Origin of the sequence: Streptomyces sp. NPDC006872 (assembly GCF_040635845.1) — a bacterium.
Lineage (GTDB): Bacteria > Actinomycetota > Actinomycetes > Streptomycetales > Streptomycetaceae > Streptomyces.
This window is the reverse complement of sequence record NZ_JBEYIL010000003.1, coordinates 259,910-285,920: the sequence shown is the minus strand read 5'-3', so window position 1 is coordinate 285,920 and position 26,011 is coordinate 259,910. Positions and strand designations below refer to the sequence as shown.

The following is a 26,011-nucleotide window of genomic DNA, read 5'->3' as shown; positions in this document are numbered from 1 at the left end:
ACACATCGGTGCACGTTGCGATACCGGTCCTGTATCGGGTGACGGGCTTGGCCAGGTCACACAGCGCGGTCCGGGTACGGTAGCCCGGACGGCAGCCTCCGGCCGCACACGTGTGCCGGTCGGGACCGACGGAGAGGGCTGGTAGGTAGCTATGGAAGAGCCGCGTCGCCTCGGCGGCCGGTACGAGCTGGGCCACGTGCTCGGCCGTGGTGGCATGGCTGAGGTCTACCTCGCGCATGACACCCGCCTCGGCCGCACCGTGGCGGTGAAGACGCTGCGCGCGGACCTCGCGCGCGACCCTTCCTTCCAGGCCCGGTTCCGCCGGGAGGCCCAGTCTGCCGCCTCGCTCAACCACCCCGCGATCGTTGCGGTCTACGACACGGGCGAGGACTACATCGACGGGGTCTCGATCCCGTACATCGTCATGGAGTACGTCGACGGCTCCACGCTCCGCGAGCTGCTCCACTCCGGCCGCAAGCTGCTGCCGGAGCGGACGCTGGAGATGACCATCGGCATCCTCCAGGCCCTGGAGTACTCGCACAGAGCCGGCATCGTCCACCGCGACATCAAGCCGGCGAACGTCATGCTGACGCGCAACGGCCAGGTCAAGGTCATGGACTTCGGCATCGCCCGCGCCATGGGCGACTCCGGCATGACGATGACGCAGACGTCCGCCGTGATCGGCACCGCTCAGTACCTCTCGCCGGAACAGGCGAAGGGCGAGCAGGTCGACGCGCGCTCCGACCTGTACTCCACGGGCTGTCTGCTCTACGAACTGCTCACGGTACGACCGCCGTTCGTCGGGGACTCCCCGGTCGCGGTGGCCTACCAGCATGTCCGGGAGGAGCCGCAGCCCCCGAGCGTCTTCGACCCCGAGATCACCCCCGAGATGGACGCCATCGTCCTGAAGGCGCTGGTCAAGGACCCCAACTACCGCTACCAGTCGGCCGACGAGATGCGCCTCGACATCGAGGCCTGCCTCGACGGTCAGCCGGTCGCGGCCACGGCGGCGATGGGCTCGGTCGGCTACGCCGGCTACGGCGGTTTCGGGGACGACCAGGCGACCACGGCCATGCGCTCGGCGGACGCCGGCGCCACGTCGATGCTGCCGCCCATGAACCCGGACGACGGCGGCTTCGGCTACGACGACCGTCCCGACCGGCGGCGCCAGAAGAAGTCCAACGCCTCGACGATCCTGCTGGTCGTCGCCGCGGCGCTGGTGCTGGTGGGCGCGATCCTGATCGGCAAGTGGGTCTTCGACGGCGACGCCGCCGCGGACAAGGCTTTCCCGGTCCCGAACTTCGTGAACAAGTCGCAGGCCGAGGCCAAGACCATGGCCGCGAACGTCGACCTGAACGCGGTCTTCACCGAGAAGGCCTGCGAGAGCTCCTCCAAGGGCAACATCTGCTCGCAGGACCCGGCGTTCGGAAAGACCGTCAACAAGGGCGACACCGTCAACCTCGTGGTGTCCACGGGCGCGCCGAAGGTGGCGGTGCCGAGTGTCCTCGGCAAGACCCTGGACGAGGCCAAGACGCTGCTGGAGGGCGACCAGTACCAGTTGGTCGTCGAGACGAAGGAGGAGGTGTCCACCGAGGAGGCGGGCACCGTCCTGTCGCAGGACCCGGAGCTCGGCAAGGAGGTGGAGAAGGGCACCACCATCACCCTGACCATCGCCAAGGCCGAGGAGAAGGCCACCGTGCCCGACGTCTCCGGCAAGAGCTGTGACGACGCCAAGGCGCAGATGGCGCAGAACGACCTGACGGGCACCTGTGTCGAGGTCGACACCCAGGACCAGAACGCGGTCGGCAAGACCATCCAGACCGTCCCGTCGATCGGCTCCCAGGCCGACAAGGGCTCCACGGTCCAGATCCAGATCGGCAAGAGCAGCCAGACCCAGGTTCCGTCGAACCTCCAGGGCCTGAGCCTGAAGGACGCCAAGCAGGCACTGCAGAACGCGGGTCTGAACGTCGGCAACATCACCGGCTCCCAGGACGACGACGCCCAGGTCATCAGCTCGGACCCGGCCCCCGGCAGCACGGTCAACAAGGGCCAGACGGTCAACCTGATCGCCATCAAGAACGGCAACAACAACGGCGACGGCGACAACGACGGCAACCCCTTCAACTGACGTCGAGGAACAGCCGAAGAACAACCGAAGAGCAGGGGCCCCGCCGGTTACGACCGGCGGGGCCCCTGCTCTTCGTATGCGCCTGGAAGGAAGCCTGTCGGCTCAGCCGAGTTCCTTCGGCGGAGTCCGGTCCGCGTCGACCTTGTCCACGCGGACCAGCTCGCCCCAGACGACGTACCGGTACCGGGACGTGTACACCGGCGTGCAGGTCGTCAACGTGATGTAGTGGCCGGCCTTCTTCTTGCCGGACTCCTTCGGGATCCGGCCGAGGACCTCGACGTTGTACTTCGAGGTCTCGGGAAGGACCGCGTACACCTTGTAGACGTACCAGTTGTCCCTCGTCTCGAAGACGATCGGGTCGCCCTTCTCCAGCTTGTCGATGTTGTGGAACTTCGCGCCGTGGCCGTCGCGGTGGGCGGCGAGCGTGAAGTTGCCCTCCTTGCCGCTCGTCGGGAGGGCGGCCTTGACGGGGTCGGTGTAGTAGCCGGCGACGCCCTCGTTGAGGACCTTCGACGACGTGCCCTTCTCGACCAGCACCTCGCCGTTCTTCATCGCGGGCACATGGAGGAAGCCGATGCCGTCCTTGGTGTCGAGCGCGCCGGGACCGGTGTCCTGCTGGGCCCAGTTGTCGCGCACCTTGTCGCCCTGCCGGTCCGCGTGCCGGTCGGCGACGACGTTCGTCCACCAGAGCGAGTAGACGACGAACAGGCCGAGCACCAGGCCCGCGGTGATGAGGAGTTCGCCGAAGACGCTGACGGCGAAGGCGATCCGCCCGCCCGCGCGGCGCGGCGGCGGGGTTTCCGGCGCGTCCACGCGCGCGTGCTCTTCGTGCTCGGTGTCGCCGGTGGTCGCTGCCACGTTCATCTGCCTTTACTCGACTACTCGACTGCACGCCTACTCGACGAGCGCGTCCGGCTTGCCCTTGCTGCGCGGCCGTTCCTCGACCATCTTGCCCCAGACGATCAAGCGGTACTTGCTGGTGAACTCCGGCGTGCAGGTGGTGAGGGTGATGTACCTGCCCGGCCCGGTGAACCCGGAACCCGGCGGGACGGGGTCCAGGACGCTCGTGTTGCTGGGCGCGGTCGACGGCAGCGTGGACGTCATCTTGTAGACGAAGTACTCGTTCTGCGTCTCGACGACGATGTCGTCGCCCGCCTGGAGCCGGTTGATGTACCGGAACGGTTCGCCGTGCGTGTTGCGGTGGCCCGCGAGCCCGAAGTTGCCGGTCTTCGCGTCGGGCATCGCCGTCTGCAGCGGGCTCTCCCCGTAGTGACCGACCATGCCCTTGTCGAGCACCTTCTTGTTGCTGATGCCCTCCGCGATCGGCACGACCACATCCAGCTTGGGGATGTGCAGAAGGGCGAAACCCTGCCCCGGCGAGAAGACGCCGGGGGCGCCCTTTCCCTTCGCCCAGTCGTCCTGGAGGCTGTTCGCCTCCTTGTCCGCCTGCGCGTGGGCTCGCACGTTCGTCCACCACAGTTGGTAGGTGACGAACAGCAGCATCAGCACGCCCGTGGTGATGAACACCTCGCCGACCGCCCGGCTGGCGACGACGGCCGCGCTCGGCTTGCGGGCCCGCTCCCGTCGGCGGGCCTCGACGCGCGACAGGCGCCGCTCGCCCTGGGACGGCGCGTCGGCCCCGTTGTACGACTCGGAGTCGTCGCCCAGGCCGCCATGACGCCCACGACGGCCCTTGGCGGCCTTTCTGCGGGCCGCACGTCCACCGGCCGGTGTTCCAGGGAGCGGAGAGGCAGTTGAGGCCCCAGAGGCCGACATGGGCTCACCGCCGAACGGGGAGGCCGGCGGCGGAATCCGCAGCGCCACCGTCTCCTCGTCGATCGGCGGCTGGTACGACTCCCCCGCGTAAGGGGCGGCGCCGTACGCGTCACCGCCGAAGGACTCGTACGGCGCCGTGCCGTACGAGTCCTCGCGCTCGGGGCGCAGCGCGGTCACGCCGTGGCCCTGCCCACCACCGGGGCGAGCCCCGCCGACCTCGCCACCGCGCCCTGGTCGCCGCACTCCACCAGCCAGTTGGCCAGCATCAGGTGCCCGTGCTCGGTCAACACCGACTCCGGGTGGAACTGCACGCCCTCGACGGGCAGTTCACGGTGGCGCAGGCCCATGATGATCCCGTCGTGGGTGCGGGCGGTCACCTCGAGTTCGGCCGGGACCGTCGCCGGCTCGGCCGCCAGCGAGTGGTAGCGGGTCGCGGTGAACGGGGTCGGCAGGCCCGCGAAGACGCCCCGGCCCTCGTGCTCCACCAGCGAGGTCTTGCCGTGCAGCAGCTCCGGCGCCCGGTCGACGACACCGCCGTACGCCACCTGCATGGACTGCATGCCCAGGCAGACGCCGAAGACGGGGACACCGGTGGCCGCGCAGTGCCGGACCATCTCGATGCAGACGCCGGCCTCCTCGGGCGTACCGGGGCCGGGGGACAGCAGAACGCCGTCGAAGCCGTCCTGGGCGTGGGCCGTGGAGACCTCGTCGTTGCGCAGGACCTCGCACTCGGCGCCCAGCTGGTAGAGGTACTGAACCAGGTTGAAGACGAAGCTGTCGTAGTTGTCGACGACGAGAATGCGCGCGCTCACTGGTTGTCCACCGTCACATCGTTGAAGGGAAGCAGCGGTTCGGCCCACGGGAAGACGTACTGGAACAGCGCGTACACCACGGCCACGACCAGCATGATCGAGATCAGCGCCCTCACCCACGCGTTTCCCGGCAGATGCCGCCAGATCCAGCCGTACATGCCGTCCCTTCCGTTCGCACCACGGCACCTGACTCACGCCGTACGTCACCAGACTAACGGCGCAGAGCCTTCGGTTCGCCTGCCTCCACGGGCTGTGTGGAGTCCAGGTGCGCCCAGACGATCAGCCGATGACTGTGCCCCCATTCCGGATCGCACGTGGTCAACGTCAGGTACCGGCCCAAACGCGTGTACCCCGACTTACGTGGCACAGCGTCGATCACCTCGACATCCGAGGGCACGGTTTTGTAAGGGCCTTTGTCGATCCGATACGTGAACCAGGTCGTCCCGTCCGTCAGCACCACCGCGTCCCCGCGCCTGAGCTTCGGGAAGTCCTTGAAGGGGTCGCCGTAGGTACGGCGGTGACCTGCGACGGAGAAGTTCCCGGTCTGCCCGAGCCGGGCCGTCCCGGCGTAGTGCCCCAGCCCCTTCTTCAGGGTGCCGGTCGCCGTGCCCTCGAGGACCGGCTTGTTCCACGTGAAACCAAGACGCGGGATGTACATGACCGCGAACGGCTTACCGCTCCGATACGGCGCCGGCTGCGCGGTGGCGCTCGGGCTCGGGCTCGTGTTCGTACCGGGGCTCGGGGCGGGCCCTGCGGTCGGCTGAGCCCACTGGTCGTGGAGGGCGTCGATCTGGTCGTCCATGACACGGTCGGCCTGGACACCGGTCCAGAACAGTACGTAGACGACAAACAGGACGATGACGGCGCCTACGGTGATGCACAGCTCGCTGAACGTCCTGACGATCACCCGCACCGGCGGCTCCGATAAGGACTCGCTCGACGGCCCGCTTGAGGCCTTACTCCACAGGCTTGGCGTAGTGCAGATCCACTGTGCCCGAGTAACCCGGCAGAGTCACCGCCCCGTCCTCGGTGACTTTCCAGCCGAGGCCGTAGACATTCACGTAGACCATGTAGTTCTGGATCGCCGGGGCGTCCGCGAGCGCCTGCTGCAGCTTCTCCGGGTCGCCGACCGCCTGGATCTTGTACGGCGGTGAGTAGACGCGGCCCTGGAGGATCAGGGTGTTGCCGACGCAGCGGACGGCGCTGGTGGAGATCAGCCGCTGGTCCATGACCTTGATGCCCTGGGCGCCGCCCTGCCAGAGCGCGTTCACCACGGCCTGGAGGTCCTGCTGGTGGATGACCAGGTAGTCGGGCTGCGGTTCCGGGTAGCCGGGGAGCTTGGCGGTGGCGTTCGGCGGGGCGTCGTTGAGCGTGACGGTGATCGCCTTGCCCTTGAGCTGCTGGGTGCCCGCGCCCTTCTCCAGTCCCGCGAGCTTGTCGTCCTGGGCCTGGGTGCTGCCGTCGTCGGCCTCGGCCAGCGACTCCACGTCGTCGCGCAGGGTCCCGTTCGCCCCCTCCAGTTCGCCGTTCTTCTGGCTGCGTTCCTGGATGAGGTCGGACAGCTTCAGCAAGGAGGCGTCCGTGCGGATGTTGGTGCCCTTGGCGGTGTTGAAGCTGGTGAAGAAGAGGAGGCCGGCGAGGGCGAAGACGCCCACGGTGAGTACCCGCACCGGACGGAATCCGCCCCGGCGATCGGCGGAGGAAGCCGCGGAAGAAGCAGGGGAGGAAGCAGTGGGGGAAGCCGCGGAGGGGACGGGTGAGGGAACGGAAGGGGAAACGGGGGTGGGATCGGGGGGTGAACCCGTTGAACCCGTGCGGGGAGAGTCGGCAGAATTGCTCAACGTACCCTTATCTCCTTCGGCGCCGTAGAAGCACTACGCTAACGGACGCCCGGAGGAGCCCCTCAGTCCCCTGGCACGCAGCCCCCGAGCCCGACCCCAGCACTCTGCGCGGCCACGCAGCGCATCGACAGGAGAGACCCTCGTGCCGAAGTCACGTATCCGCAAGAAGGCCGACTACACGCCGCCGCCGGCGAAGCAGGCGACCGCCATCAAGCTGAACAGCCGTGCCTGGGTCGCGCCCGTGATGCTGGCCATGTTCCTCATCGGGCTGGCCTGGATCGTGGTCTTCTACGTGACCGACGGCTCGCTGCCCATCGACAAGCTGGACAACTGGAACATCGTCGTCGGCTTCGGGTTCATCGCGGCGGGCTTCGGCGTCTCCACGCAGTGGAAGTAACTCGTGGCATCAGCTCGTGGAAGTAGCTCTGCCCACGGCTGTTCCGTGAGTTATCCACAGCGGTTTTCCACATGGGGAAAAGAAAGACGATCTGTGGATAACTCATCGAGGGTTGACGCCGGTGTGACGTAACTACCGGCTGTCACCTTCACTCGAAAAACTGTTCGCCCCCTGTCCGACCTGCGCAAACGCGGGTCGATGACAGGGGGCACAGTTGTTCCCGCACGTTGTGCACAAGATTCGACACAGACTGTGGACAACAGCGCGCTCAGGTGAGCTGAGCGGTCCTCAGGAACGTCACGACCAGGACGGCGGCCAGCATCACGGCGCACGTCCCGAACTGCACGAGCGCCCGGCGCTCACGAGGCGCGTGGAGCATCCCGAAGCCGATGACGACGCCGGCGACCAGGCCGCCGATATGCGCCTGCCAGGCGATCCCGGCCCATCCGAACGTGATGACCAGGTTGATCACCAGCAGGGCGATCACCGGCCGCATGTCCAGGCGCTGTCGGCGCACCAGCACGACGAGCGCCCCGAAGAGCCCGAAGATCGCCCCGGAGGCGCCGAGCGAGGCCGCATTGGGCGCGGCGATCAGATACGTGAGCGCGCTGCCGGCGAGACCGGAGACCAGGTACAGCGCGAGGTAGCGAACCCGGCCGAGGGCCGCTTCGAGCGGGCCGCCGATCCACCACAGGCTGAGCATGTTGGACAGGATGTGGATGACGCTGCCGTGCAGGAACATCGAGGTCAGCAGCCGGTACCACTGCCCTTCGGCCACACCCTGGAGTTCGCCGTACCCCAGAGCCGGCATGATCGCCCGGCCGATCAGGTCGAACCGGTCGGTGAAACTGTCGCCGAGGACCTGCTGGAGCACGAACATCGCGACGTTGATCCCGAGAAGGATCTTGGTGACCAGATGGGGATCGGCCGCGATCGCGCCCCCCGCGATGGTGCGGGGCTGCGAGGCGCCGGGCGCGTGGCCCGTGCCGGAACCCTCGCGGACGCAGTTGGGGCACTGGAAACCGACGGAGGCGTTGACCATGCACTCGGGGCAGATCGGGCGCTCGCAGCGCGTGCAGCGAATGCCGGTCTCCCGGTCGGGGTGCCGGTAGCACACGGGCAGACCGCTCTGCGCGTCGTCCTGCCGGCTGCCAGGCGCCTGGTCCATGGGCTCCCCCAGTCAATACGTGCGAATCGCGTGAGCCGCCGTGTGCGAAGTGGACCGGAAGGATGGGACAGGAAGGGATCCGGTCGGAACGGATCGTAAAGGAACCGCCCTGCTCATCCTTACGGACGAGCAGGGCGCATGGTTCCCGAAGGCGCCGTTCAGCCCTTGCGGCTCTCCACGACGACCGACTCGATGACGACGTCCTTCAGCGGACGGTCGGTGCGCGGGTTGGTCTGGGCGGTCGCGATGGCGTCCACGACCTTCTGGCTGGCCGGGTCGGTGACCTCGCCGAAGATGGTGTGCTTGCGGGTCAGCCAGGCGGTCGGGGAGACGGTGACGAAGAACTGCGAGCCGTTGGTGGCCGGGCCGGCGTTGGCCATGGCCAGCAGGTAGGGCCTGTCGAACCGCAGGTCCGGGTGGAACTCGTCCTCGAACTGGTAGCCGGGACCGCCGGTGCCGTTGCCCAGCGGGTCGCCGCCCTGGATCATGAATCCGCTGATCACGCGGTGGAAGACCGTGCCGTCGTAGAGCCTGTCCGTGGACTTCACGCCGGTTTCCGGGTTGACCCACTCACGCTCACCGGTGGCGAGCTCGACGAAGTTCCTGACCGTCTTCGGGGCATGGTCCGGGAAGAGCCGGATCTCGATGTCGCCGTGGTTGGTCTTCAGGGTGGCGTACAGCTGCTCGGCCACGATCTGCCTTCCGTTGTCTTCCTGTGACCCCCCGATCCTCGCACGGTCCGCGGCCCGCGTGGTCGGACGGCCCGCCCCCGATCGGAACCGACGGTTCCGGCACGGAATCGCGCCCGAGTCGGCCTGGACGGGAGCGGGCGCGGCCGATCCGTGGCATCGTCGGCTTTGTCGCCCTGTCGACGCTCTGTTGCCAATGCCCCGACTGTTTGCATTGATCAGAATCTGCACCGATCCACACCGAAGATCCGAATCCATCGATCCATCGGTCCATCAGCCCATCGGTCGATCAGCCCATCAGCCCATCCAGCGATCCATCCATCCGCTGTCGCACATGATCAGCGTGCGATCAGCGCGCGACCGGCACCCGTATGCCCGTCCGCACATGCCGGGACGGCCGTCGGCAGGCATGATCCGTAAAAGGGTGGACAGTCGAAATACCGTACCGCCACCGAGGAGGAGGAACCCGTGACCCGCATCGACAGCGTGCGCGCCGCGACCGGCTCGGCGAAGGACAGCGTGCTGCACGCCGCGGAAGTGGTGGCGCCCTACGCCGACACGGCCAAGGAGCGGGCCGCGCTCTACGCGCAGGAAGCCCGTGTACGGCTCGCGCCCAAGGTGTCGCAGGCCGCCGACCAAGCCCGAGTCCAGGCCCGCGTCCAGTACGACGCCCATGTCGCCCCGCGCGTGGAACAGGCCAAGACACATGTCCCGCCGAAGGTCGACCTGGCCGCACAGGAGGCGGCCGCCCGTGCCCGACTGGCCGCACGGCAGGCCGCCGACTACTCCCGGCCGAGGATCGAACAGGCCGTGGCCGCGGCCGGGCCCGTGCGGGACGAGGCCACCGCCCGTGGCGTCGCCGCGCTGGCGGCCCTGCGCGGCCAGGTGACGCCGAAGGAGATCGAGAAGCTGGTGCGCAAGCACCGGCGCCGGGCCAAGGCGGGCAAGCTCGCCAAGGCGCTCGTGGTGCTGGGCGTCGTCGCCGGCGGCGCCTTCGCGGCCTGGAAGTGGTGGGACAAGCAGGCCAACCCGGACTGGCTGGTCGAGCCGCCGGCGGCCACGGAGGTGCCGGCCGCAGGCGGCCTGACCTCGGTGGACGGCAGCGGCGACACCACGGCCCTGGACCCCGAGGTACAGGCCAAGGAGGCCGAGGAGGAAGCCGCGAAGCGCGAGGACCGCGGCTGAGCGACCACCCACCAAAAAAAGACCCCTCCGACCTGCTTTCCCGCAGGTCGGAGGGGTCTTGTGCGTGGAGCCTAGGGGAGTCGAACCCCTGACATCTGCCATGCAAAGACAGCGCTCTACCAACTGAGCTAAGGCCCCGCAAGAGACGACCGGCCGGAGAAACCTCTTACCGGCGGGCGCCGCAGACCAGAGTACCGGGTCACCCGGGGTATCTCGCAAAAAGATTGGGGGTCCCCGCGGATGACCACTCTCCGTAAGATGCTCGGACGTGGTTCGCTACAGCGAACCGCGGTTTCTGGGGAAGCGATGGGGAGACGCAATGGACGCCGCACAGCAGGAAGCGACCGCGAGAGCGCGGGAACTGCAGCGGAACTGGTACGGGGAGCCGCTGGGGGCGCTCTTCCGTAAGCTCATCGACGATCTTGGCCTCAACCAGGCTCGTCTCGCGGGGGTACTGGGACTGTCGGCACCGATGCTGTCGCAGCTGATGAGCGGTCAGCGGGCGAAGATCGGCAACCCGGCCGTGGTGCAGCGGGTGCAGCTGCTCCAGGAGTTGGCGGCGCAGGTCGCGGACGGCAGCGTCAGCGCCGCCGAGGCGACCGAGCGCATGGACGAGATCAAGCGGTCGCAGGGGGGCTCGGTGCTCAGCAACACCACACAGACGACGAGCAGTTCAGGGGCGCCGACGGTCAAGCGGGTCGTCCGCGAGATCCAGTCCCTGCTGCGCTCGGTGGCCGCCGCCGGCGACATCATCGAGGCCGCCGACACTCTCGCCCCGACCCACCCGGAACTGGCAGAGTTCCTCCGGGTGTACGGCGCCGGCCGTACCTCCGACGCGGTCACGCACTACCAGTCCCACCAGAGCTGAGCCCTCCGCCCGGTCGCCGAAGGGGGTTCGGCAGCCGGGCGGTCGGCGGCTTCGGGGGGGGCAGGCCCCTTAGGGGGCGGTTCGGGGGCATACAGGGGTCGTATCGCTCATCGCGAGGGTGGCAACGGGGGAGAACCGAGAGAGACGAGACAGACGAGAGGGCGAGAGAGACAAAGGGAGAAGGGGACAAGGGGGAGGAGCTAAGCACCGCCATGGGTGAGGTCTTCGCCGCACGGTACGAACTGGCCGACCCGATCGGCCGCGGAGGGGTCGGTGCGGTCTGGCGCGCCTGGGACCACCGTCGCCGCCGCTATGTCGCCGCCAAGGTCCTCCAGCAGAGCGACGCGCACGCGCTGCTGCGGTTCGTCCGCGAGCAGGCGCTGCGGATCGACCATCCCCATGTCCTCGCGCCCGCCAGCTGGGCCGCCGACGACGACAAGGTCCTGTTCACCATGGACCTGGTCGCCGGCGGCTCCCTGGTCCACCTCGTCGGCGACTACGGCCCGCTGCCCCCGTTGTTCGTGTGCACACTGCTCGACCAGTTGCTCTCCGGGCTGACCGCGGTCCACGCGGAGGGCGTCGTGCACCGCGACATCAAACCCGCCAACATCCTGCTGGAGGCCACCGGAACGGGCCGGCCCCGGCTCCGGCTCTCCGACTTCGGCATCGCGATGCGGCTCGGCGAGCCCCGGCTGACCGACACCAACCTCGTGGTGGGGACGCCGGGTTACCTCGCACCCGAGCAGATGCTGGGCGCCGACCCGGACTTCCCGGCCGACCTGTTCGCCGTCGGCCTGGTCGCGCTGTATCTGCTGGAGGGCGCCAAGCCGGACGCCAAGGCGCTCGTCGAGTACTTCGCCGAACACGGAACTCCGAGCGCGCCCAAGAGCGTTCCGGAGCAGCTGTGGCAGGTCGTGGCCACCCTCCTGCAACCGGACCCGCAGGCCCGTTTCCGTACCGCCACGGGCGCGCGCAAGGCGCTCGCGGCAGCGGTCGAGCTGTTGCCCGAGCCCGGCCCGGACGACGAGACGATCGAGATCTTCGACCAACTGGGCGCACTGCCCAAGGGGTTCGGCCCCGAAGGCCCGACGACACCGACACCGCTCCGGGGCAGGGGTGCGGGTGCGGGTACGGGTTCAGACGCCGGTACGGGCACAGGCAGCGACGGGGGTGCGGCTACGGGTACCGGCGCGGGCGCGGGCTTCCTGCCGCCCCGCCCTCACACCGCTCCGGATCCGGCCCACCCGGGCACCGGCTCCCTGCCCGCCCGCCCGGAAAGGGCCCCTGATCCCGCCCCGCCGGGCAGCGGATCGTTTCCTTCCGGCCCAGGAGCGGCCGCCCATCCTGCCCACCCGGGCACCGACGCCCTGCCCTCCCGGGCCTACAACGGCGCCGGTGCCGGCACCGGCCAGTCGTGGCCCGGCACCGACTCCATACCGACCGACCCGCGCCGCCCCACGCATTCGGCGCCCGAGCCGGTCACCCCCACTGCTGCTCCCGCCCCGCTCGCCGTCCCCTCCATGTCGGACACCGGAAGCTTCCACCTGCCGCCTCCGCAACCGACGTCCACCTCCTTCTCCACCCCCACGCCCACCCCCACTCCACGTCCCCCCGCCTACGCGCCGACGCCCGTCTCCCCCGCGCCCTCGTACGGGCAACCGCGCGCCGATGCCTCCACCGCCACGTACACCGCGCAGGCGACCGCGCCGCAGAGCGGCCGGCGGGGGCATCGCGCCGTGCGCCGGGGGCGTCCCGGCCCGCCGGCCAAGGTCGCGGTGCCGTTGCTGCTCCTCGCGCTGGCCTGCTACGCCGTGGGGTTCTGGGCGTTGGCGCGGATCTGAGCCGCCGCCCTGCGCCGGGCGGTCAGCGTCCAGATCCCGAGCACGGTCAGCAGCAGGCTTCCGGTGCCGATGCCGCCCACCGCGACCGCCCGCATCGCGGGGTCGCCGTCCGACGCACCGCCGCCCGAGGCGGTGTCGCCGCCGGTCCCGCCCCCGCCCGCCGACGGCTCCGGATCTGGTGCGCCGACGTCGAAGAACCCGCGCGGCACCGACCGCTGCGCGTATCCCGGTCCGTCCTGGGTGCTTCCGCGGAGGCCGACGCGCAGGGTCAGCCCGTAGGGGCCGTCCCCGAAACGCTCGTCCACCTGCGCGGCAAGGTGCACCACGAGGTAGTACGAGCCGGCGAACCGCAAAGAGTTCGTCGGATCGGTGGGCGCGTACCGGTTGACGTATCTGACCGGCGGGACAGGAGGCAGAGCGGCCGACTTCTGGCTGCCGCCGTACCCGACGCTCGCGTTCGTCACCTCGGCCCGCACCGGGTTGTAGAGGGTCATGTCCAGGGCGTCGACCACATACCCGGAGTTCTTGTCGGCGCTGCCGAGGTCGACGGCGGCGGACATCTGGCGGCCCCAGTCGACGGGCACCTTGTAGAAGAGGGTCTGCCCGGGGACGATCTCGTCGCTCCAGACGCCCTGCTCCACAACCGTCGCTTTGGCAAATCCGGCCCCTCCCCGGACGGTCACCGGCTCGGCGACGGGCGGCGTGGGCGTCGCGGAGTCCCAGGCCTCGGGCACGCTCGTGGCGGCCGCCTTCTGCAGCGACGGCTCCGAGACGGCCGCGAGCTCCAGCTCCCAGGGCTCCGCGGCGGCGAGATCCGTCCTGTCGTCGTCGGAGTCCTCCGAGGAAGCCGCGCTGGTGCCGGTGCGCTCGACGACGACGTAGTACGTCCCGGCCTCCTGGCACAGCCCCTTGCCCGGCAGGAACTCGCGCGCACCCCAGGCCGTGATCGGCTGCGGGCTCTTGGACGCCCCGACGATCACCGAGTCCCGGGAGCAGGTGGCGCTGTCGGAGTCCTCCACGGAGACGCTGATCCCCTCGCCGACGGACAGCTCGGCGTCCGCGCGCGGGACGGCCGTCACGGCGACGTACGCGTTCGACGTGCCGTCGAGTTCGAGACGGTAGTAGGCCTTCTTCTTCCCCTCCAGGGAGCTCCGGTAGGTCGCGCCGGGCTCCAGGCGTACCGTGCCGCTCGTGCCCGTCGCCGCCGCGGCGGTGCGGACGTCGTCGGCGAAGGCGTACGACGGGACGTCCGGCGCGGCCACGGCGACCGGACCGGGCAGCACCGCGGAGGACGCGCAGAGCGCCGCTGTCACGACGGTGATCCGCGCGAGGGTCTGCCACCCGGCCGCCCCACGCCTTTCACGCCCCGTCCGCCCCGCACGCCGGCCCATCGAACCCGCCCCCTCGCCTTCGACCGAACGTGGGCCATCCTGCCCCGTCCGTGCGCGCGCCACCCGTGCATTCCGTACGAGCGTCCGAAAAGCCCGCCTCTAACCGCAGGCCCGGGGATCCGCAACACAAAACCCCGACCGCAAGCGGCGGCCGGGGTCTGCTCGGACTTCTCAGTCTTCGTATCGGTGCTCAAGAACCCGTGGGCACGGAGTCAGTCGCCTCCGTCCACAGATCCTGCTCGGCGCGATCCGCCTGGATCTGGCGGTACACAAGGAGCCCGCCGATGGCGGCCAGTGCGACCAGGAGAAGCTTCTTCACCGCGCGACCTCGTCTTTCCTTGACGTAGGGGACCTCTGGCGCCCGACTATACACACCGACCGATACCGATCGGTGACCTGCGTCCGGCCCTCAACTCCCGCCCCCGGCAGCGCAGTAGCAGGGGTTCACACCATGGATCACACCGCTCCGATCGGAGGGTGATCACATCTCCACGGAGGGTGATTTTCATCCCCTCTCACCCCGTCTGATCCATTCTCCTCCTGTTTTATGACGCCTTGCGCCCATTCGGGTGGTGTTCATCGGAACAACGCCACGCCGCGAGCGTCGGTCCACCACTTCGCGCCCTCCATACACATCATGAGGAAAGTACGCAAATCGCCCAACCCGAAAGTGAGGGGCCATGACCGAGAACCGGGTCATGAAGCTGTGGACCGCCATCGTCACCGCCTTCCTTGCGCTGTGCACGGCGCTCGGACTCATCACCACGACCGCCACGACGGCGGCGGCCCGGACCGAGCCGACGCGCACCAGCGAGAGTGTGCCCACCACGCACACTGTGGCCTGGCCGACGACCTCCTCCCCCTGGCTCTGGTCCCAGACCCGCTCCCTGCCCCCCACGATGAAACAGCGCATCCGCGCCGAGGCACACGGAAAGTCGCCCAGCTGCCGCCACCGCGGACTCCCGGACACGGAACCGGCCGAGAACGCCACGGCCTCCTGCGACCTCGCGGAACCGGCCGCGCCGGCCATCCCCCTGCAGCGCTGAGCGGCCCTTCCGACCCTCACGTGACGGCGAACTTGCGTACAGCCCGCACGAGCAGGCCCGGCAGCTCCTCAGGAGCCACCGGGCCTTCGCCGTGCGCGCACCCATGTCCGCCCGGACGTCAGCCGTCGCCGTCCGGCTCCTTCTCCGCCTCTTCCGCCTGCTCCGACTCTTCCGCCTGCTCCACGGCGCAGAGCATCCGATGGGCCGGTATCACCAGCTCACCGGGAAGCGGAGCGATGGCCCGCACCCGGACCGCCAGGACATCGACGATCACGGGCGTGTGGCGGCCGGGGAGCCTGGTGAGGCGCCAGCGGAACCGCGGGGGAACGTCCTTGGCCGGCAGTTCCGCGGTGGACAGGCTCACCCAGCGGTCGTAGACCGTCGGAAAGATCCGGATGCCACGACCGCACCGGACACAGGTCGGCGGCTCCAGGAAAGTGACGTCGTCGCCGTCGGGCTCGGGCCACGGCCGCGATGTGGCGCCGTCGGCCGACGCCATCTGGTCGGCGACCCGATTCCAGCAGCCGTCGCAGAACTCGGCCATGAGATCGATGCGCCCCCGACTGCGCACGGTGGGACCGGACTTCCCACAGCACTGGCACCAGCGACCGCCCCGATCAGCTGTCGTCCCCATACGTTCGAGTGTGGGCGGGATCGCGCAAATGACAGTAGGTCGCGATTTGGCCGTAATAGCAGGGCCCGAACCACCGTCCCCCATACATGCCGAAGACCCCCGGTCCAAGTGGACCGGGGGTCTTCCAGCTGGTGGGGCTAACAGGATTTGAACCTGTGGCCTCATCCTTATCAGGGATGCGCTCTAACCAACTGAGCTATAGCCCCGCCGCGCTCTGCGGTGTGTGTCCCGCGCGCTGACTCCTGAAGATTAGCGCACGACGCGGGCAGTCCCAAAATCGATAGTCGCGGGACCCTCGGCGAGGTTTGAAACCGCTATGACGACAAAGGTCACTCGTCCTCGGCCAGCGTCAGCTCGACGCCTCCGACGAAGCCCGCGGAGAGGTTGTAGATGAACGCGCCGAGGGTGGCCAGCGCCGTCGCGAGGACCACGTCGATGACCGCGATGATCGACGTGAACATCAGGACGTGGGGGAGCGACAGGAACGACTGGAGGTCGAAGCCGTTCGACTCGTTCGAGCCGGTCGCCTCCGAGATCGTGCCGCCGACCGTCGAGAAGACGCCCATCGCGTCCATGACCATCCACAGCACGGCCGCCGCGACGATCGTGCAGATGCCCAGCGCGATGGAGAGCAGGAAGCTGACCTTCATCACCGACCACGGGTCGGCCTTCGCCACCCGCAGCCGCGCCTTGCGGACGCGGGGCGTGGTGCGCGCGCCCGTCCGCGGCCGCCGAACCGCGCCGGCCTGGGCCGAGACGGCGGGCCCGGCCGCCGGCGCGCCCGCGCCCGCGGACGCGACCGCGGGCGCCTGCGTCGGGTATGCCTGCGGCGGGTGGTAGGGCCCCGCGGGCTGCTGCGGCTGACGCTCGCCGGGCAGCGGCGACGCCTCCTGCTCGGCCCGTGGGCCTCGGGTGTCCGTCACGGTTCCCCCCTGGGATCCCTTGGCACCTTGGGTGTCGGTCGAGGGTGCCGACGAGGGGGAGTCGGCCACGGGGGCCTTGATCGCCTTCAGCTGGGTCGTGTGCGTGTCCGCCGCACGTCCCTCGCCGCCCCCCGCGCCCCGCGCGTCGGTCGTACGCGCGTCCCCCGTCGACGCGGCGGAGCCACGGCCGCCGCCGTTCTTGTCCGTACCGGCAGACGTACCGGCGCCCGTGGCTCCACTCACGATGACTCACTCCTCGGTGCTACTCAGCCGAGGGCGACTCACCCTCGTCCGTGCCGGTGGTCGTGGCCTGCTCGGCGGTCTCGTCCACGGCGTCCTCACCGTCGACCTCCTCCGCCTCGCGCCCCGCCTCGGCGTTACGTGCGATGCCGACGACGGCATCGCGCTTGCCCAGGTTGATCAGTTGGACGCCCATGGTGTCACGGCCCGTCTCCCTGACCTCGTTGACTCGCGTACGAATCACACCGCCCGACAGCGAGATGGCGAGGATCTCGTCGGTCTCCTCGACCACCAACGCGCCGACGAGCGAGCCGCGGTCCTCCACGATCTTGGCGGCCTTGATACCGAGGCCGCCGCGACCCTGGACGCGGTACTCGTCGACGGCGGTCCGCTTCGCGTACCCGCCGTCCGTGGCAGTGAACACGAACGTACCGGGTCGAACAACATTCATCGAGAGCAGCTGGTCTCCCTCACGGAAGCTCATGCCCTTGACACCCGAGGTGGCACGGCCCATGGGCCGCAGGCTTTCGTCCGTGGCGGTGAACCTGATCGACTGTGCCTTCTTGCTGATCAGAAGCAGATCATCGTCCGCCGAGACGAGTTCGGCTCCGATCAGTTCGTCGTCGGAACCGTCCTCCGTCTCACGGAGATTGATCGCGATGACACCACCGGAACGCGGCGAATCGTAATCCTTCAGAGGCGTCTTCTTCACCAGACCGCCCTTGGTGGCCAGGATCAGATACGGCGCCGCCTCGTAGTCGCGGATCGCGAGGATCTCGGCGATCGCCTCGTCCGGCTGGAAGGCCAGCAGGTTCGCGACGTGCTGGCCACGCGCGTCACGACCGGCGTCGGGCAGCTCGTAGGCCTTCGCCCGGTACACGCGGCCCTTGTTGGTGAAGAACAGCAGCCAGTGGTGCGTGGTGGAGACGAAGAAGTGGTCGACGATGTCGTCCTCCTTCAGCTTCGCGCCGCGCACACCCTTGCCGCCGCGCTTCTGCGCACGGTAGTCGTCCGCCTTCGTGCGCTTGACGTAGCCGCCGCGCGTGACGGTGACGACGATGTCCTCCTCGGCGATCAGGTCCTCGATGGACATGTCACCGTCGTAGGGCACCAGCATCGTCTTGCGGTCGTCGCCGTACTTCTCGACGATCGCGGCCAGTTCCTCGCTCACGATGCCGCGCTGGCGGGCCGGGGACGCGAGGATCGCGTTGTACTCGGTGATCTTCGCCTGGAGTTCGTCGTGCTCCTGGATGATCTTCTGGCGCTCCAGCGCGGCCAGTCGGCGCAGCTGCATCTCGAGGATCGCGTTGGCCTGGATCTCGTCGATCTCCAGGAGGCCCATCAGGCCCGTGCGCGCGATGTCGACGGTGTCGCTGCGCCGGATCAGCGCGATGACCTCGTCGATGGCGTCCAGGGCCTTCAGGAGGCCACGCAGGATGTGGGCGCGCTCCTCCGCCTTGCGCAGACGGAACTTCGTGCGCCGGACGATGACCTCGATCTGGTGCGTCACCCAGTGCCGGATGAACGCGTCCAGGGACAGGGTGCGCGGGACGCCGTCGACCAGCGCGAGCATGTTCGCGCCGAAGTTCGACTGCAGGTCCGTGTGCTTGTAGAGGTTGTTCAGGACGACCTTGGCGACCGCGTCCCGCTTCAGGACGATGACCAGGCGCTGGCCGGTGCGCGACGACGTCTCGTCGCGGACGTCCGCGATGCCGCCGATCTTGCCGTCCTTCACCAGGTCGGCGATCTTCTGCGCGAGGTTGTCGGGGTTGACCTGGTAGGGCAGCTCCGTGACCACCAGGCACTGGCGGTTCTGGATCTCCTCGACCTCGACGACCGCCCGCATGGTGATCGAGCCGCGGCCCGTGCGGTAGGCCTCCTCGATGCCCTTGCGGCCCACCACCAGCGCGCCGGTCGGGAAGTCGGGGCCCTTGATGCGCTCGATGAGCGCGTCCAGCAGCTCCTCGTGCGAGGCCTCCGGGTTCTCCAGGTACCACTGGGCGCCGGACGCGACCTCGCGCAGGTTGTGCGAGGGGATGTTGGTCGCCATACCGACCGCGATACCGGCCGAACCGTTGATCAGCAGGTTCGGGAAACGGGCCGGCAGGACGGTCGGCTCCTGGGAGCGGCCGTCGTAGTTGTCCGTGAAGTCGACGGTCTCCTCGTCGATGTCGCGGACCATCTCCATGGACAGCGGCATCATCTTGCACTCGGTGTACCGCATGGCGGCCGCCGGGTCGTTGCCGGGAGAGCCGAAGTTGCCGTTGGAGTCCACCAGCGGCATCCGCATCGACCACGGCTGCGCGAGGCGGACCAGCGCGTCGTAGATCGAGGAGTCGCCGTGCGGGTGGTAGTTGCCCATGACGTCGCCGACGACGCGGGCGCACTTGTAGAAGCCCTTCTCGGGCCGGTAGCCGCCGTCGTACATGGCGTACAGGACACGCCGGTGGACGGGCTTGAGGCCGTCCCGGACGTCCGGCAGCGCACGCGAGACGATGACGGACATCGCGTAGTCGAGGTACGAGCGCTGCATCTCCGTCTCGAGCCCGACGGGCTCGATGCGCATCACGACGTCGCCGCCCTCTTCAGGGGTGACGGGAGTGTTCTCGTCGGTCATAGCTGGTGGGAATCCTTCCTGGTGCGGTCAGCTGAGACCGACTCAGATGTCGAGGAAGCGGACGTCCTTGGCGTTGCGCTGGATGAACGCGCGGCGGGCTTCGACGTCCTCACCCATGAGGACGGAGAACAGGTCGTCGGCCTGGGCGGCGTCGTCCAGGGTGACCTGGCCGAGGACGCGGTGCTCCTGGTCCATCGTGGTGATGCGCAGTTCCTCGGCGTTCATCTCGCCGAGGCCCTTGAAGCGCTGGATCGAGTCCTCGCGCACGCGCTTGCCGCGCTGGCGGCCCATCTCGAGCAGCGCGTCGCGCTCCCGGTCGGAGTACGCGTACTCGATGTCCTCCCGGCCCCACTTGATCTTGTAGAGCGGGGGACGGGAGAGGAACACGTGCCCGGCCTCGACCAGCGGCCGCATGAAGCGGAACAGGAAGGTCAGCAGCAGGGTGTTGATGTGCTGGCCGTCGACGTCGGCGTCCGCCATCAGGATGATCTTGTGATAGCGGAGCTTGGAGATGTCGAAGTCCTCGTGCACACCGGTGCCGAAGGCGGAGATCAGCGCCTGGATCTCCTGGTTCTGCAGGATCTTGTCGATCCGCGCCTTCTCGACGTTGAGGATCTTGCCTCGGATCGGGAGGATCGCCTGGTACTGCGGGTTGCGGCCGGACTTCGCCGAGCCGCCGGCGGAGTCACCCTCGACGATGAAGATCTCGCACTTGATGGGGTCGTTCGACTGGCAGTCGGAGAGCTTGCCCGGCAGGGACGCCGACTCCAGCAGGCCCTTACGGCGGGTCAGGTCGCGGGCCTTGCGGGCCGCCACGCGCGCGGTGGCCGCCTGGATGCCCTTGCGGACGATGTCCGCCGCCTCGACCGGGTTGCGGTCCAGCCAGTCGTTGAGGTGCTCGTAGACCGCCTTCTGGACGAAGGTCTTCGCCTCCGTGTTGCCCAGCTTGGTCTTGGTCTGGCCCTCGAACTGCGGCTCGCTCAGCTTGACGGAGATGATCGCGGTCAGACCCTCGCGGATGTCGTCGCCCGTGAGGTTGTCGTCCTTCTCGCGCAGCAGCTTCTTGTCGCGCGCGTACTTGTTGACCAGGTTCGTCAGCGCCGCGCGGAAGCCCTCTTCGTGCGTACCGCCCTCATGCGTGTGGATGATGTTGGCGAAGGAGTACACGCCCTCGCTGTAGCCGCTGTTCCACTGCATGGCGACTTCGAGGGAGAGGGCCTTGTCCTTGTCCTCCGCCTCGAGGTCGATCACCGTCGGGTGCACCACGTCGCCCTTGCGGGAGTTGAGGTACTTCACGAAGTCGACGATGCCGCCCTCGTAGTGGTACGTGACGGTCTTGACCTCGTCCTTCTCGTCCGCACCCGCCTCGTCCGCCCCGGCGGTGGCCTTCGCCGACTCACGCTCGTCGGTGAGCTTGATCGTCAGACCCTTGTTGAGGAACGCCATCTCCTGGAAGCGCCGCGAGAGCGTCTCGAAGGAGTACTCCGTGGTCTCGAAGATGTCGCCGTCGGCCCAGAAGGTGACCGACGTGCCGGTCTCCTCGATGGCCTCGTGCTTGGCGAGCGGCGCCGTGGGGACGCCCATCTTGTAGTCCTGCGTCCAGCGGTGGCCGTCCGTCCGCACCTCGACGGAGACCTTGCTCGACAGGGCGTTCACGACCGAGACGCCGACGCCGTGCAGACCACCGGAGACCGCGTAGCCGCCGCCGCCGAACTTGCCGCCCGCGTGCAGCACGGTCAGCACGACCTCGAGGGCCGGCTTGCCCTCGGAGGCGACGATGCCCACCGGGATGCCGCGGCCGTTGTCCGTGACCCGCACACCGCCGTCGGCCAGGATCGTCACGTCGATGGTGTCCGCGTGCCCGGCCAGCGCCTCGTCGACCGAGTTGTCGACGACCTCGTACACGAGGTGGTGCAGCCCCCGCTCACCGGTGGAACCGATGTACATACCGGGTCGCTTGCGGACGGCGTCCAGGCCCTCGAGGACGGTAATGGCGCTGGCGTCGTACGAGGCGGTGACCTCGCTGCTCGAGATGCTCGAGTTGCTCGAGGCGATGACCTCGTCGTTCGCGCCGGCGTCGGTGGACGGGATGTTCTCGTTGGGGTTGCCGGAATCGGCCACGAAGCGCCCTTTCTGGCACAGCACTAGCCAGGCTCATCGGCAGGTTGCCGGAGCGGCTGCGGCATGTTGCGTTGGTAAGCCTTGATCAGCGTTGCTCAGCTTTTCCCGGGCGGTCCCCACGTTCGGGGCGGGATTGGCTTCCAGTCTACCGGTAGCACTGACAGTGATGGGGGTTTGCCGGTACCTGAGTCCGCATGTGCCGCCCTCAACCGGTCTCTTCCGGGTCCCGATATGTGGATGGGGGCTCCAAGAGGCTCACGGAGGCACTCAGCGCTTCCGGGTGTCAACCCTTGGCTACTTGGGAGTCAGGTCGGAATTCGCACCCGCACGCGGGCACACGGAACGAAGGCCGGGCGGTCACGACAGACCCGTCCCGGCCTTCGGATACGTGACATACGTCACCCGTAGGTATCGCCGGGACCGGTGCTCCCAGGGGCCCTGAGGGGGCCGTAGCGGCGGGGCGGGCCGCCGGGGTTGAGCACCTTGATCATCCGCACGGTGCCATGTCCCAGGTCCTCGTTGAGCCGGGCCACCAGGGTGGGCGTGAGATGCCGCAGCTGGGTCGCCCAGGCCGTGGAGTCGCACTGCACGACCAGGACCCGCTCGTCCTCGTCGTACCTCTCCGGGACGCAGTGCTTGGCCAGGTTCTCGCCCACCATCTGCGGCCACCGGCCCATCACCCCGCCCACCGCCGCCGGCGCCTCCCACCCGCGCTCGGTGAGCAGCCGGTTGATCGCGGCGCCCAGCGCCATCGGGTCGCGGCCGTCCGCGCGCGCTCCGGAGCGCAGGCCGCCCCCGCGCCGGGCCTGCTTCTTCTGCTGCACCGCGTCCCCACGCGCGCGTGCCTGCTCGCGTGCCGCCCTGAGCGCCACGCGCGCGAGGTCGACGCCGGAGGGCTCGGCGCTCCGCTCGGCGCTCTGCTTCGGGGCGGGCTCGTCGCCGCTCATATCCGCTCCACCGTCCCCCCGGACACGGTGTACCGCGCCCCCGCGAGGACGTCCGGCACGTCGTCGTCGACCGCGGCCGTCACCAGCACCTGCTCGCCGGGCGCGACCAGCTCGGCCAGCCGCTCCCGCCGACGGGCGTCCAGCTCGGCGAAGACGTCGTCCAGGACCAGCACCGGCTCGTTGCCCTCGGCCCGCAGCAGGTCGTAGGAGGCCAGCCGCAGCGCCAGCGCGTACGACCAGGACTCGCCGTGCGAGGCGTACCCCTTGGCCGGCATCGAGCCGAGTTTGAGCACCACATCGTCCCGATGGGGGCCCACCAGCGTGACGCCCCGCTCGATCTCCTGCTTGCGGGCGTCCGCGAGCGCCGCCATGAGCTGCCCGTAGAGCTCCTCACGCGTGTGTGCCTCGCCGGGGGCCGACGACTTGTACTCCAGAGCCACCGGACCGCCACCGGGCGCCAGCTGTTCGTACGCCTTGTCGGCGAGCGGCTGGATCGCGGCCACCAGGTCGAGCCGCTGGGCGAGCAGCTCGGCGCCCACGCGCGCGAGGTGCTGATCCCAGACGTCGAGGGTCGACAGGTCCATGGAGCGGCCGCCGTGCCGCCGGGCGAGCGCGGCCGTCTTCAGGAGTGTGTTGCGCTGCTTGAGGACCCGCTCGTAGTCCGAGCGCACACCCGCCATGCGCGGGGAGCGGGCGGTGATCAGCTCGTCCAGGAAGCGGCGGCGCTCACCCGGGTCGCCCTTCACCAGGGCGAGGTCCTCGGGCGCGAACAGCACGGTCCGCACGATGCCGAGCACATCACGCGGCCTGACCTGCGAGGACCTGTTGATGCGGGCGCGGTTGGCCTTTCCGGGGTTCAGCTCCAGCTCGACCAGCTGCTGCCGCTCGCCCTGCTTGACCTGCGCCCGGACGATCGCACGGTCGGCGCCCATGCGGACCAGCGGAGCGTCCGAGGCGACCCGGTGGCTGCCCAGGGTGGCGAGGTAGCCGACGGCCTCCACGAGGTTCGTCTTGCCCTGCCCGTTGGGGCCCACGAAGGCGGTGACGCCCGGGTCGAGCGGAACTTCGACCCGGGCGTACGAGCGGAAGTCGGCCAGCGACAGATGCGTGACGTGCATGGTCGTTCGCCGACCTCCCCCAGGGTTGTGGATCGCGGTGCGACCCTGTGGACTACTTCGTCTCGACGGCGTGGCCGCCGAACTGGTTGCGCAGCGCCGCGATCATCTTCATCTGCGGCGAGTCGTCCTGACGGGACGCGAACCGCGCGAACAGCGAGGCCGTGATCGCGGGCAGCGGCACGGCGTTGTCGATCGCGGCCTCGACGGTCCACCGGCCCTCGCCGGAGTCCTGTGCGAAGCCGCGCAGCTTGTCGAGGTGCTCGTCCTCGTCGAGAGCGTTGACCGCGAGGTCCAGCAGCCAGGACCGGATGACCGTGCCCTCCTGCCAGGAGCGGAAGACCTCGCGCACATCCGTGACCGAGTCGACCTTCTCCAGGAGCTCCCAGCCCTCGGCGTAGGCCTGCATCATGGCGTACTCGATGCCGTTGTGGACCATCTTCGCGAAGTGGCCGGCGCCGACCTTGCCGGCGTGGACCGCGCCGAAGTCGCCCTCGGGCTTGAGCGCGTCGAAGACCGGCTGCACCTTGGCGACGTTCTCCGCGGCCCCGCCGTACATCAGCGCATAGCCGTTCTCCAGGCCCCAGACGCCGCCGGAGACGCCGCAGTCGACGAAGCCGATGCCCTTGGCGGCGAGCTCCTCGGCGTGCTTCTCGTCGTCCGTCCAGCGGGAGTTGCCGCCGTCCACGACCACGTCACCGGGCTCCAGGAGCTCGCCGAGCTCGTCGACGGTGGACTGGGTCGCGGCACCGGCCGGGACCATCACCCAGACCACGCGCGGGCCGTTGAGCTTGCCCACAAGCTCTTGGAGGCTGTGGACATCGGCGAGGTCCGGGTTGCGGTCGTATCCGACGACGGTGTGGCCTGCGCGGCGTATCCGCTCGCGCATGTTGCCGCCCATCTTGCCGAGGCCGACGAGACCGAGCTCCATCAGTTGTTCCTTAGGTCGCTGTGTGGCGTGTGGGGCACCTTCGTACCCATGTCCGAGCCTAAACCCGGACCGTCACGCACACCTGTGGGCATACGCGCTCATACGAACGCCCCCACCTGCGGCTTTCTCCACAGGCCGGGATGCTTTCTCCACGACCTGTGGACAACGCCCGGCGACTCAGCCGCTCAGGCGCACCGGCATGATCAGATACTTGTAGGCCTCGTCCGCCTCCGCGTCCAGCGCTGGCTTACCGCTGAGCAGCGCGGGCTTCGTGGACGTCGTGAAGGACAGCTGGGCGACCGGGGAGTCGATCGCGCTCAGGCCGTCCAGCAGGAAGGTCGGGTTGAAGGCGATCGAGATGTCGTCGCCCTCGAGCTGGGCGTCGACCCGCTCCACAGCCTGTGCGTCGTCGCTGGAGCCGGCCTCCAGAATGAGCACGCCCTGCTCGAAGCTGAGCCGCACCGGGGTGTTGCGCTCGGCGACCAGGGCGACGCGCTTGACGGCCTCCACGAAGGGGGCGGTCTCGATCACGGCCACGGAGTTGAACTCGGTCGGGAACAGCGTGCGGTACTTCGGAAGGTCGCCCTCCAGGAGGCGGGTCGTCGTACGACGGCCGGCGCCCTCGAAACCGATGAGCCCCTCGCCGGAACCCGAGCCGGAGAGCGCCAGGATGACGCTGTCGCCGCTCGTGAGCGCCTTGGCGGTGTCCAGGAGCGTCTTGGCGGGCACCAGGGCGACCGCGGACGCCTCGGGGTTCTCCGGCTTCCACAGGAACTCACGGACCGCGAAGCGGTAGCGGTCGGTGGAGGCCAGCGTGACCGTGTCGCCCTCGATCTCGATGCGCACACCGGTGAGCACCGGCAGCGTGTCGTCACGACCGGCGGCGATGGCGACCTGGGCGGCCGCGGAGGCGAAGACCTCGCCGGGGACGGTGCCCGTGGCGTTCGGCATCTGCGGCAGCGACGGGTACTCCTCCACCGGCAGGGTGTGGAGCGTGAAGCGCGAGGAGCCGCAGACCACCGTGGCCCGTACACCGTCTGTGGAGATCTCCACCGGGCGGTTGGGCAGGGCGCGGCAGATGTCGGCGAGCAGGCGGCCGGAGACGAGAACCGTGCCCTCCTCCTCGACCTCGGTCTCCACGGAGACCCGTGCGGAGACCTCGTAGTCGAAGCTGGACAGGCTCAGCTGGCCGTCCTCGGCCTTCAGCAGCAGGCCGGCGAGGACAGGCGCCGGCGGACGGGCCGGGAGGCTGCGCGCCGCCCAGGCCACGGCCTCCGCGAGTACGTCGCGTTCCACCCGGATCTTCACTCTTGCCGCCTCCTGCTGTTGCCGGCGCTTCTC

General features: G+C 69.1%; 24 protein-coding genes and 2 tRNA genes. 6 read left to right on the top strand and 20 right to left on the bottom strand.

The annotated features are described in order from the left end of the window. Positions 1-151 precede the first annotated feature (151 nt). Positions 152-2,128 (top strand): Stk1 family PASTA domain-containing Ser/Thr kinase, encoded by a 1,977-nt coding sequence (gene pknB, locus ABZ725_RS10275; RefSeq protein ID WP_358802270.1) that lies wholly within the window; start codon positions 152-154, stop codon positions 2,126-2,128. 102 nt (positions 2,129-2,230) lie between these two features. Here pknB and ABZ725_RS10270 read toward each other — a convergent pair whose 3' ends face one another. Genes ABZ725_RS10270 through ABZ725_RS10245 form a run of 6 tightly spaced genes read right to left on the bottom strand, consistent with a single transcriptional unit; the run spans position 2,231 to position 6,557 of the window. Further along, the gene (locus ABZ725_RS10270; protein WP_358802269.1) at positions 2,231-2,992 is read right to left on the bottom strand and encodes a class E sortase; all 762 of its coding nucleotides are present in this window, start codon (positions 2,990-2,992) and stop codon (positions 2,231-2,233) included. A 30-nt stretch (positions 2,993-3,022) separates the two neighbouring features. Continuing rightward, on the bottom strand, positions 3,023-4,081 hold the full coding sequence (locus ABZ725_RS10265) for a class E sortase (RefSeq protein WP_358802268.1): 1,059 nt from the start codon (positions 4,079-4,081) through the stop codon (positions 3,023-3,025). Then, positions 4,078-4,716: an aminodeoxychorismate/anthranilate synthase component II gene (locus tag ABZ725_RS10260; RefSeq protein WP_358802267.1), complete on the bottom strand. Its 639-nt coding sequence runs from the start codon at positions 4,714-4,716 to the stop codon at positions 4,078-4,080. The genes ABZ725_RS10265 and ABZ725_RS10260 overlap by 4 nt, the downstream gene beginning before the upstream one ends. After that, positions 4,713-4,874 (bottom strand): hypothetical protein, encoded by a 162-nt coding sequence (locus ABZ725_RS10255; protein ID WP_351907539.1) that lies wholly within the window; start codon positions 4,872-4,874, stop codon positions 4,713-4,715. The genes ABZ725_RS10260 and ABZ725_RS10255 overlap by 4 nt, the downstream gene beginning before the upstream one ends. 53 nt (positions 4,875-4,927) lie before the next feature. Continuing rightward, the gene (locus ABZ725_RS10250) at positions 4,928-5,629 is read right to left on the bottom strand and encodes a class E sortase (RefSeq protein ID WP_358802266.1); all 702 of its coding nucleotides are present in this window, start codon (positions 5,627-5,629) and stop codon (positions 4,928-4,930) included. A 43-nt stretch (positions 5,630-5,672) separates the two neighbouring features. Further along, positions 5,673-6,557: a DUF881 domain-containing protein gene (locus tag ABZ725_RS10245; protein WP_351907543.1), complete on the bottom strand. Its 885-nt coding sequence runs from the start codon at positions 6,555-6,557 to the stop codon at positions 5,673-5,675. 142 nt (positions 6,558-6,699) lie between these two features. Here ABZ725_RS10245 and crgA point away from each other — a divergent pair, with 142 nt between their 5' ends. Continuing rightward, positions 6,700-6,954 carry a cell division protein CrgA gene (crgA, locus tag ABZ725_RS10240; RefSeq protein ID WP_054242100.1) on the top strand — a complete coding sequence of 85 codons (255 nt, stop codon included), beginning with the start codon at positions 6,700-6,702 and terminating at the stop codon, positions 6,952-6,954. A gap of 268 nt (positions 6,955-7,222) precedes the next feature. Here the strand turns inward: crgA and ABZ725_RS10235 are convergent, their stop codons facing one another. Further along, entirely contained in the window at positions 7,223-8,122 is a 900-nt protein-coding gene (locus ABZ725_RS10235; protein WP_358802265.1) for a rhomboid family intramembrane serine protease, read from the bottom strand. 158 nt (positions 8,123-8,280) lie between these two features. Continuing rightward, positions 8,281-8,814: a peptidylprolyl isomerase gene (locus ABZ725_RS10230; RefSeq protein WP_358802264.1), complete on the bottom strand. Its 534-nt coding sequence runs from the start codon at positions 8,812-8,814 to the stop codon at positions 8,281-8,283. A 465-nt stretch (positions 8,815-9,279) separates the two neighbouring features. On the opposite strand from ABZ725_RS10230, the gene ABZ725_RS10225 reads away from it, so the two are divergent. Next, on the top strand, positions 9,280-9,996 hold the full coding sequence (locus tag ABZ725_RS10225; RefSeq protein ID WP_358802263.1) for a DUF5324 family protein: 717 nt from the start codon (positions 9,280-9,282) through the stop codon (positions 9,994-9,996). A 65-nt stretch (positions 9,997-10,061) separates the two neighbouring features. Here ABZ725_RS10225 and ABZ725_RS10220 read toward each other — a convergent pair. Continuing rightward, positions 10,062-10,134 (bottom strand) — tRNA-Ala (locus ABZ725_RS10220). A gap of 181 nt (positions 10,135-10,315) precedes the next feature. Here ABZ725_RS10220 and ABZ725_RS10215 point away from each other — a divergent pair. Together ABZ725_RS10215 and ABZ725_RS10210 are read left to right on the top strand one after the other, a co-directional pair. Beyond that, positions 10,316-10,864 (top strand): DNA-binding protein, encoded by a 549-nt coding sequence (locus ABZ725_RS10215; RefSeq protein ID WP_351907552.1) that lies wholly within the window; start codon positions 10,316-10,318, stop codon positions 10,862-10,864. A gap of 212 nt (positions 10,865-11,076) precedes the next feature. Beyond that, complete coding sequence (locus ABZ725_RS10210; RefSeq protein WP_358802262.1) at positions 11,077-12,705, top strand: protein kinase; 1,629 nt, start codon at positions 11,077-11,079, stop codon at positions 12,703-12,705. On the opposite strand, the gene ABZ725_RS10205 is transcribed toward ABZ725_RS10210, so the two are convergent. Then, positions 12,669-14,018 carry a hypothetical protein gene (locus tag ABZ725_RS10205; protein ID WP_358802261.1) on the bottom strand — a complete coding sequence of 450 codons (1,350 nt, stop codon included), beginning with the start codon at positions 14,016-14,018 and terminating at the stop codon, positions 12,669-12,671. The two genes, ABZ725_RS10210 and ABZ725_RS10205, sit on opposite strands and share 37 nt — an antisense overlap. 268 nt (positions 14,019-14,286) lie before the next feature. Beyond that, complete coding sequence (locus ABZ725_RS10200; protein WP_003999697.1) at positions 14,287-14,415, bottom strand: DLW-39 family protein; 129 nt, start codon at positions 14,413-14,415, stop codon at positions 14,287-14,289. A gap of 361 nt (positions 14,416-14,776) precedes the next feature. On the opposite strand from ABZ725_RS10200, the gene ABZ725_RS10195 reads away from it, so the two are divergent. After that, positions 14,777-15,142, top strand: a complete 366-nt coding sequence (locus ABZ725_RS10195; protein WP_358802260.1) for a DUF6344 domain-containing protein — start codon at positions 14,777-14,779, stop codon at positions 15,140-15,142. 118 nt (positions 15,143-15,260) lie between these two features. Here the strand turns inward: ABZ725_RS10195 and ABZ725_RS10190 are convergent, their stop codons facing one another. The 9 genes from ABZ725_RS10190 to dnaN form a co-directional block, all read right to left on the bottom strand. Beyond that, on the bottom strand, positions 15,261-15,713 hold the full coding sequence (locus tag ABZ725_RS10190) for a DUF6083 domain-containing protein (RefSeq protein WP_358802259.1): 453 nt from the start codon (positions 15,711-15,713) through the stop codon (positions 15,261-15,263). 192 nt (positions 15,714-15,905) lie between these two features. Continuing rightward, positions 15,906-15,982 (bottom strand) — tRNA-Ile (locus ABZ725_RS10185). A gap of 123 nt (positions 15,983-16,105) precedes the next feature. Then, entirely contained in the window at positions 16,106-16,942 is an 837-nt protein-coding gene (locus ABZ725_RS10180) for a DUF3566 domain-containing protein (protein ID WP_358802258.1), read from the bottom strand. A gap of 19 nt (positions 16,943-16,961) precedes the next feature. After that, positions 16,962-19,556 carry a DNA gyrase subunit A gene (gyrA, locus tag ABZ725_RS10175; protein ID WP_351907562.1) on the bottom strand — a complete coding sequence of 865 codons (2,595 nt, stop codon included), beginning with the start codon at positions 19,554-19,556 and terminating at the stop codon, positions 16,962-16,964. A 42-nt stretch (positions 19,557-19,598) separates the two neighbouring features. Then, positions 19,599-21,701 carry a DNA topoisomerase (ATP-hydrolyzing) subunit B gene (gyrB, locus tag ABZ725_RS10170; RefSeq protein ID WP_351907564.1) on the bottom strand — a complete coding sequence of 701 codons (2,103 nt, stop codon included), beginning with the start codon at positions 21,699-21,701 and terminating at the stop codon, positions 19,599-19,601. 374 nt (positions 21,702-22,075) lie between these two features. Next, positions 22,076-22,624 carry a DciA family protein gene (locus ABZ725_RS10165; protein WP_358802257.1) on the bottom strand — a complete coding sequence of 183 codons (549 nt, stop codon included), beginning with the start codon at positions 22,622-22,624 and terminating at the stop codon, positions 22,076-22,078. Next, positions 22,621-23,742, bottom strand: a complete 1,122-nt coding sequence (recF, locus tag ABZ725_RS10160) for a DNA replication/repair protein RecF (RefSeq protein ID WP_351907568.1) — start codon at positions 23,740-23,742, stop codon at positions 22,621-22,623. The genes ABZ725_RS10165 and recF overlap by 4 nt, the downstream gene beginning before the upstream one ends. 52 nt (positions 23,743-23,794) lie before the next feature. Next, complete coding sequence (gene gnd / locus ABZ725_RS10155; protein WP_358802256.1) at positions 23,795-24,670, bottom strand: phosphogluconate dehydrogenase (NAD(+)-dependent, decarboxylating); 876 nt, start codon at positions 24,668-24,670, stop codon at positions 23,795-23,797. Positions 24,671-24,847: 177 nt separating this feature from the next. Then, entirely contained in the window at positions 24,848-25,978 is a 1,131-nt protein-coding gene (gene dnaN, locus ABZ725_RS10150) for a DNA polymerase III subunit beta (protein ID WP_351907572.1), read from the bottom strand. Positions 25,979-26,011: the final 33 nt, after the last annotated feature.

What these genes read in the sequence shown, in the direction of transcription:
- pknB (WP_358802270.1), top strand. Translation starts at nt 152, where the DNA reads ATGGAAGAGCCGCGTCGCCTCGGCGGCCGGTACGAGCTGGGCCACGTG.
- ABZ725_RS10270 (WP_358802269.1), bottom strand. Translation starts at nt 2,992, where the DNA reads ATGAACGTGGCAGCGACCACCGGCGACACCGAGCACGAAGAGCACGCG.
- ABZ725_RS10255 (WP_351907539.1), bottom strand. Translation starts at nt 4,874, where the DNA reads ATGTACGGCTGGATCTGGCGGCATCTGCCGGGAAACGCGTGGGTGAGG.
- ABZ725_RS10235 (WP_358802265.1), bottom strand. Translation starts at nt 8,122, where the DNA reads ATGGACCAGGCGCCTGGCAGCCGGCAGGACGACGCGCAGAGCGGTCTG.
- ABZ725_RS10215 (WP_351907552.1), top strand. Translation starts at nt 10,316, where the DNA reads ATGGACGCCGCACAGCAGGAAGCGACCGCGAGAGCGCGGGAACTGCAG.
- ABZ725_RS10210 (WP_358802262.1), top strand. Translation starts at nt 11,077, where the DNA reads ATGGGTGAGGTCTTCGCCGCACGGTACGAACTGGCCGACCCGATCGGC.
- ABZ725_RS10195 (WP_358802260.1), top strand. Translation starts at nt 14,777, where the DNA reads ATGACCGAGAACCGGGTCATGAAGCTGTGGACCGCCATCGTCACCGCC.
- gyrA (WP_351907562.1), bottom strand. Translation starts at nt 19,556, where the DNA reads ATGACCGACGAGAACACTCCCGTCACCCCTGAAGAGGGCGGCGACGTC.
- ABZ725_RS10165 (WP_358802257.1), bottom strand. Translation starts at nt 22,624, where the DNA reads ATGAGCGGCGACGAGCCCGCCCCGAAGCAGAGCGCCGAGCGGAGCGCC.
- recF (WP_351907568.1), bottom strand. Translation starts at nt 23,742, where the DNA reads ATGCACGTCACGCATCTGTCGCTGGCCGACTTCCGCTCGTACGCCCGG.
- gnd (WP_358802256.1), bottom strand. Translation starts at nt 24,670, where the DNA reads ATGGAGCTCGGTCTCGTCGGCCTCGGCAAGATGGGCGGCAACATGCGC.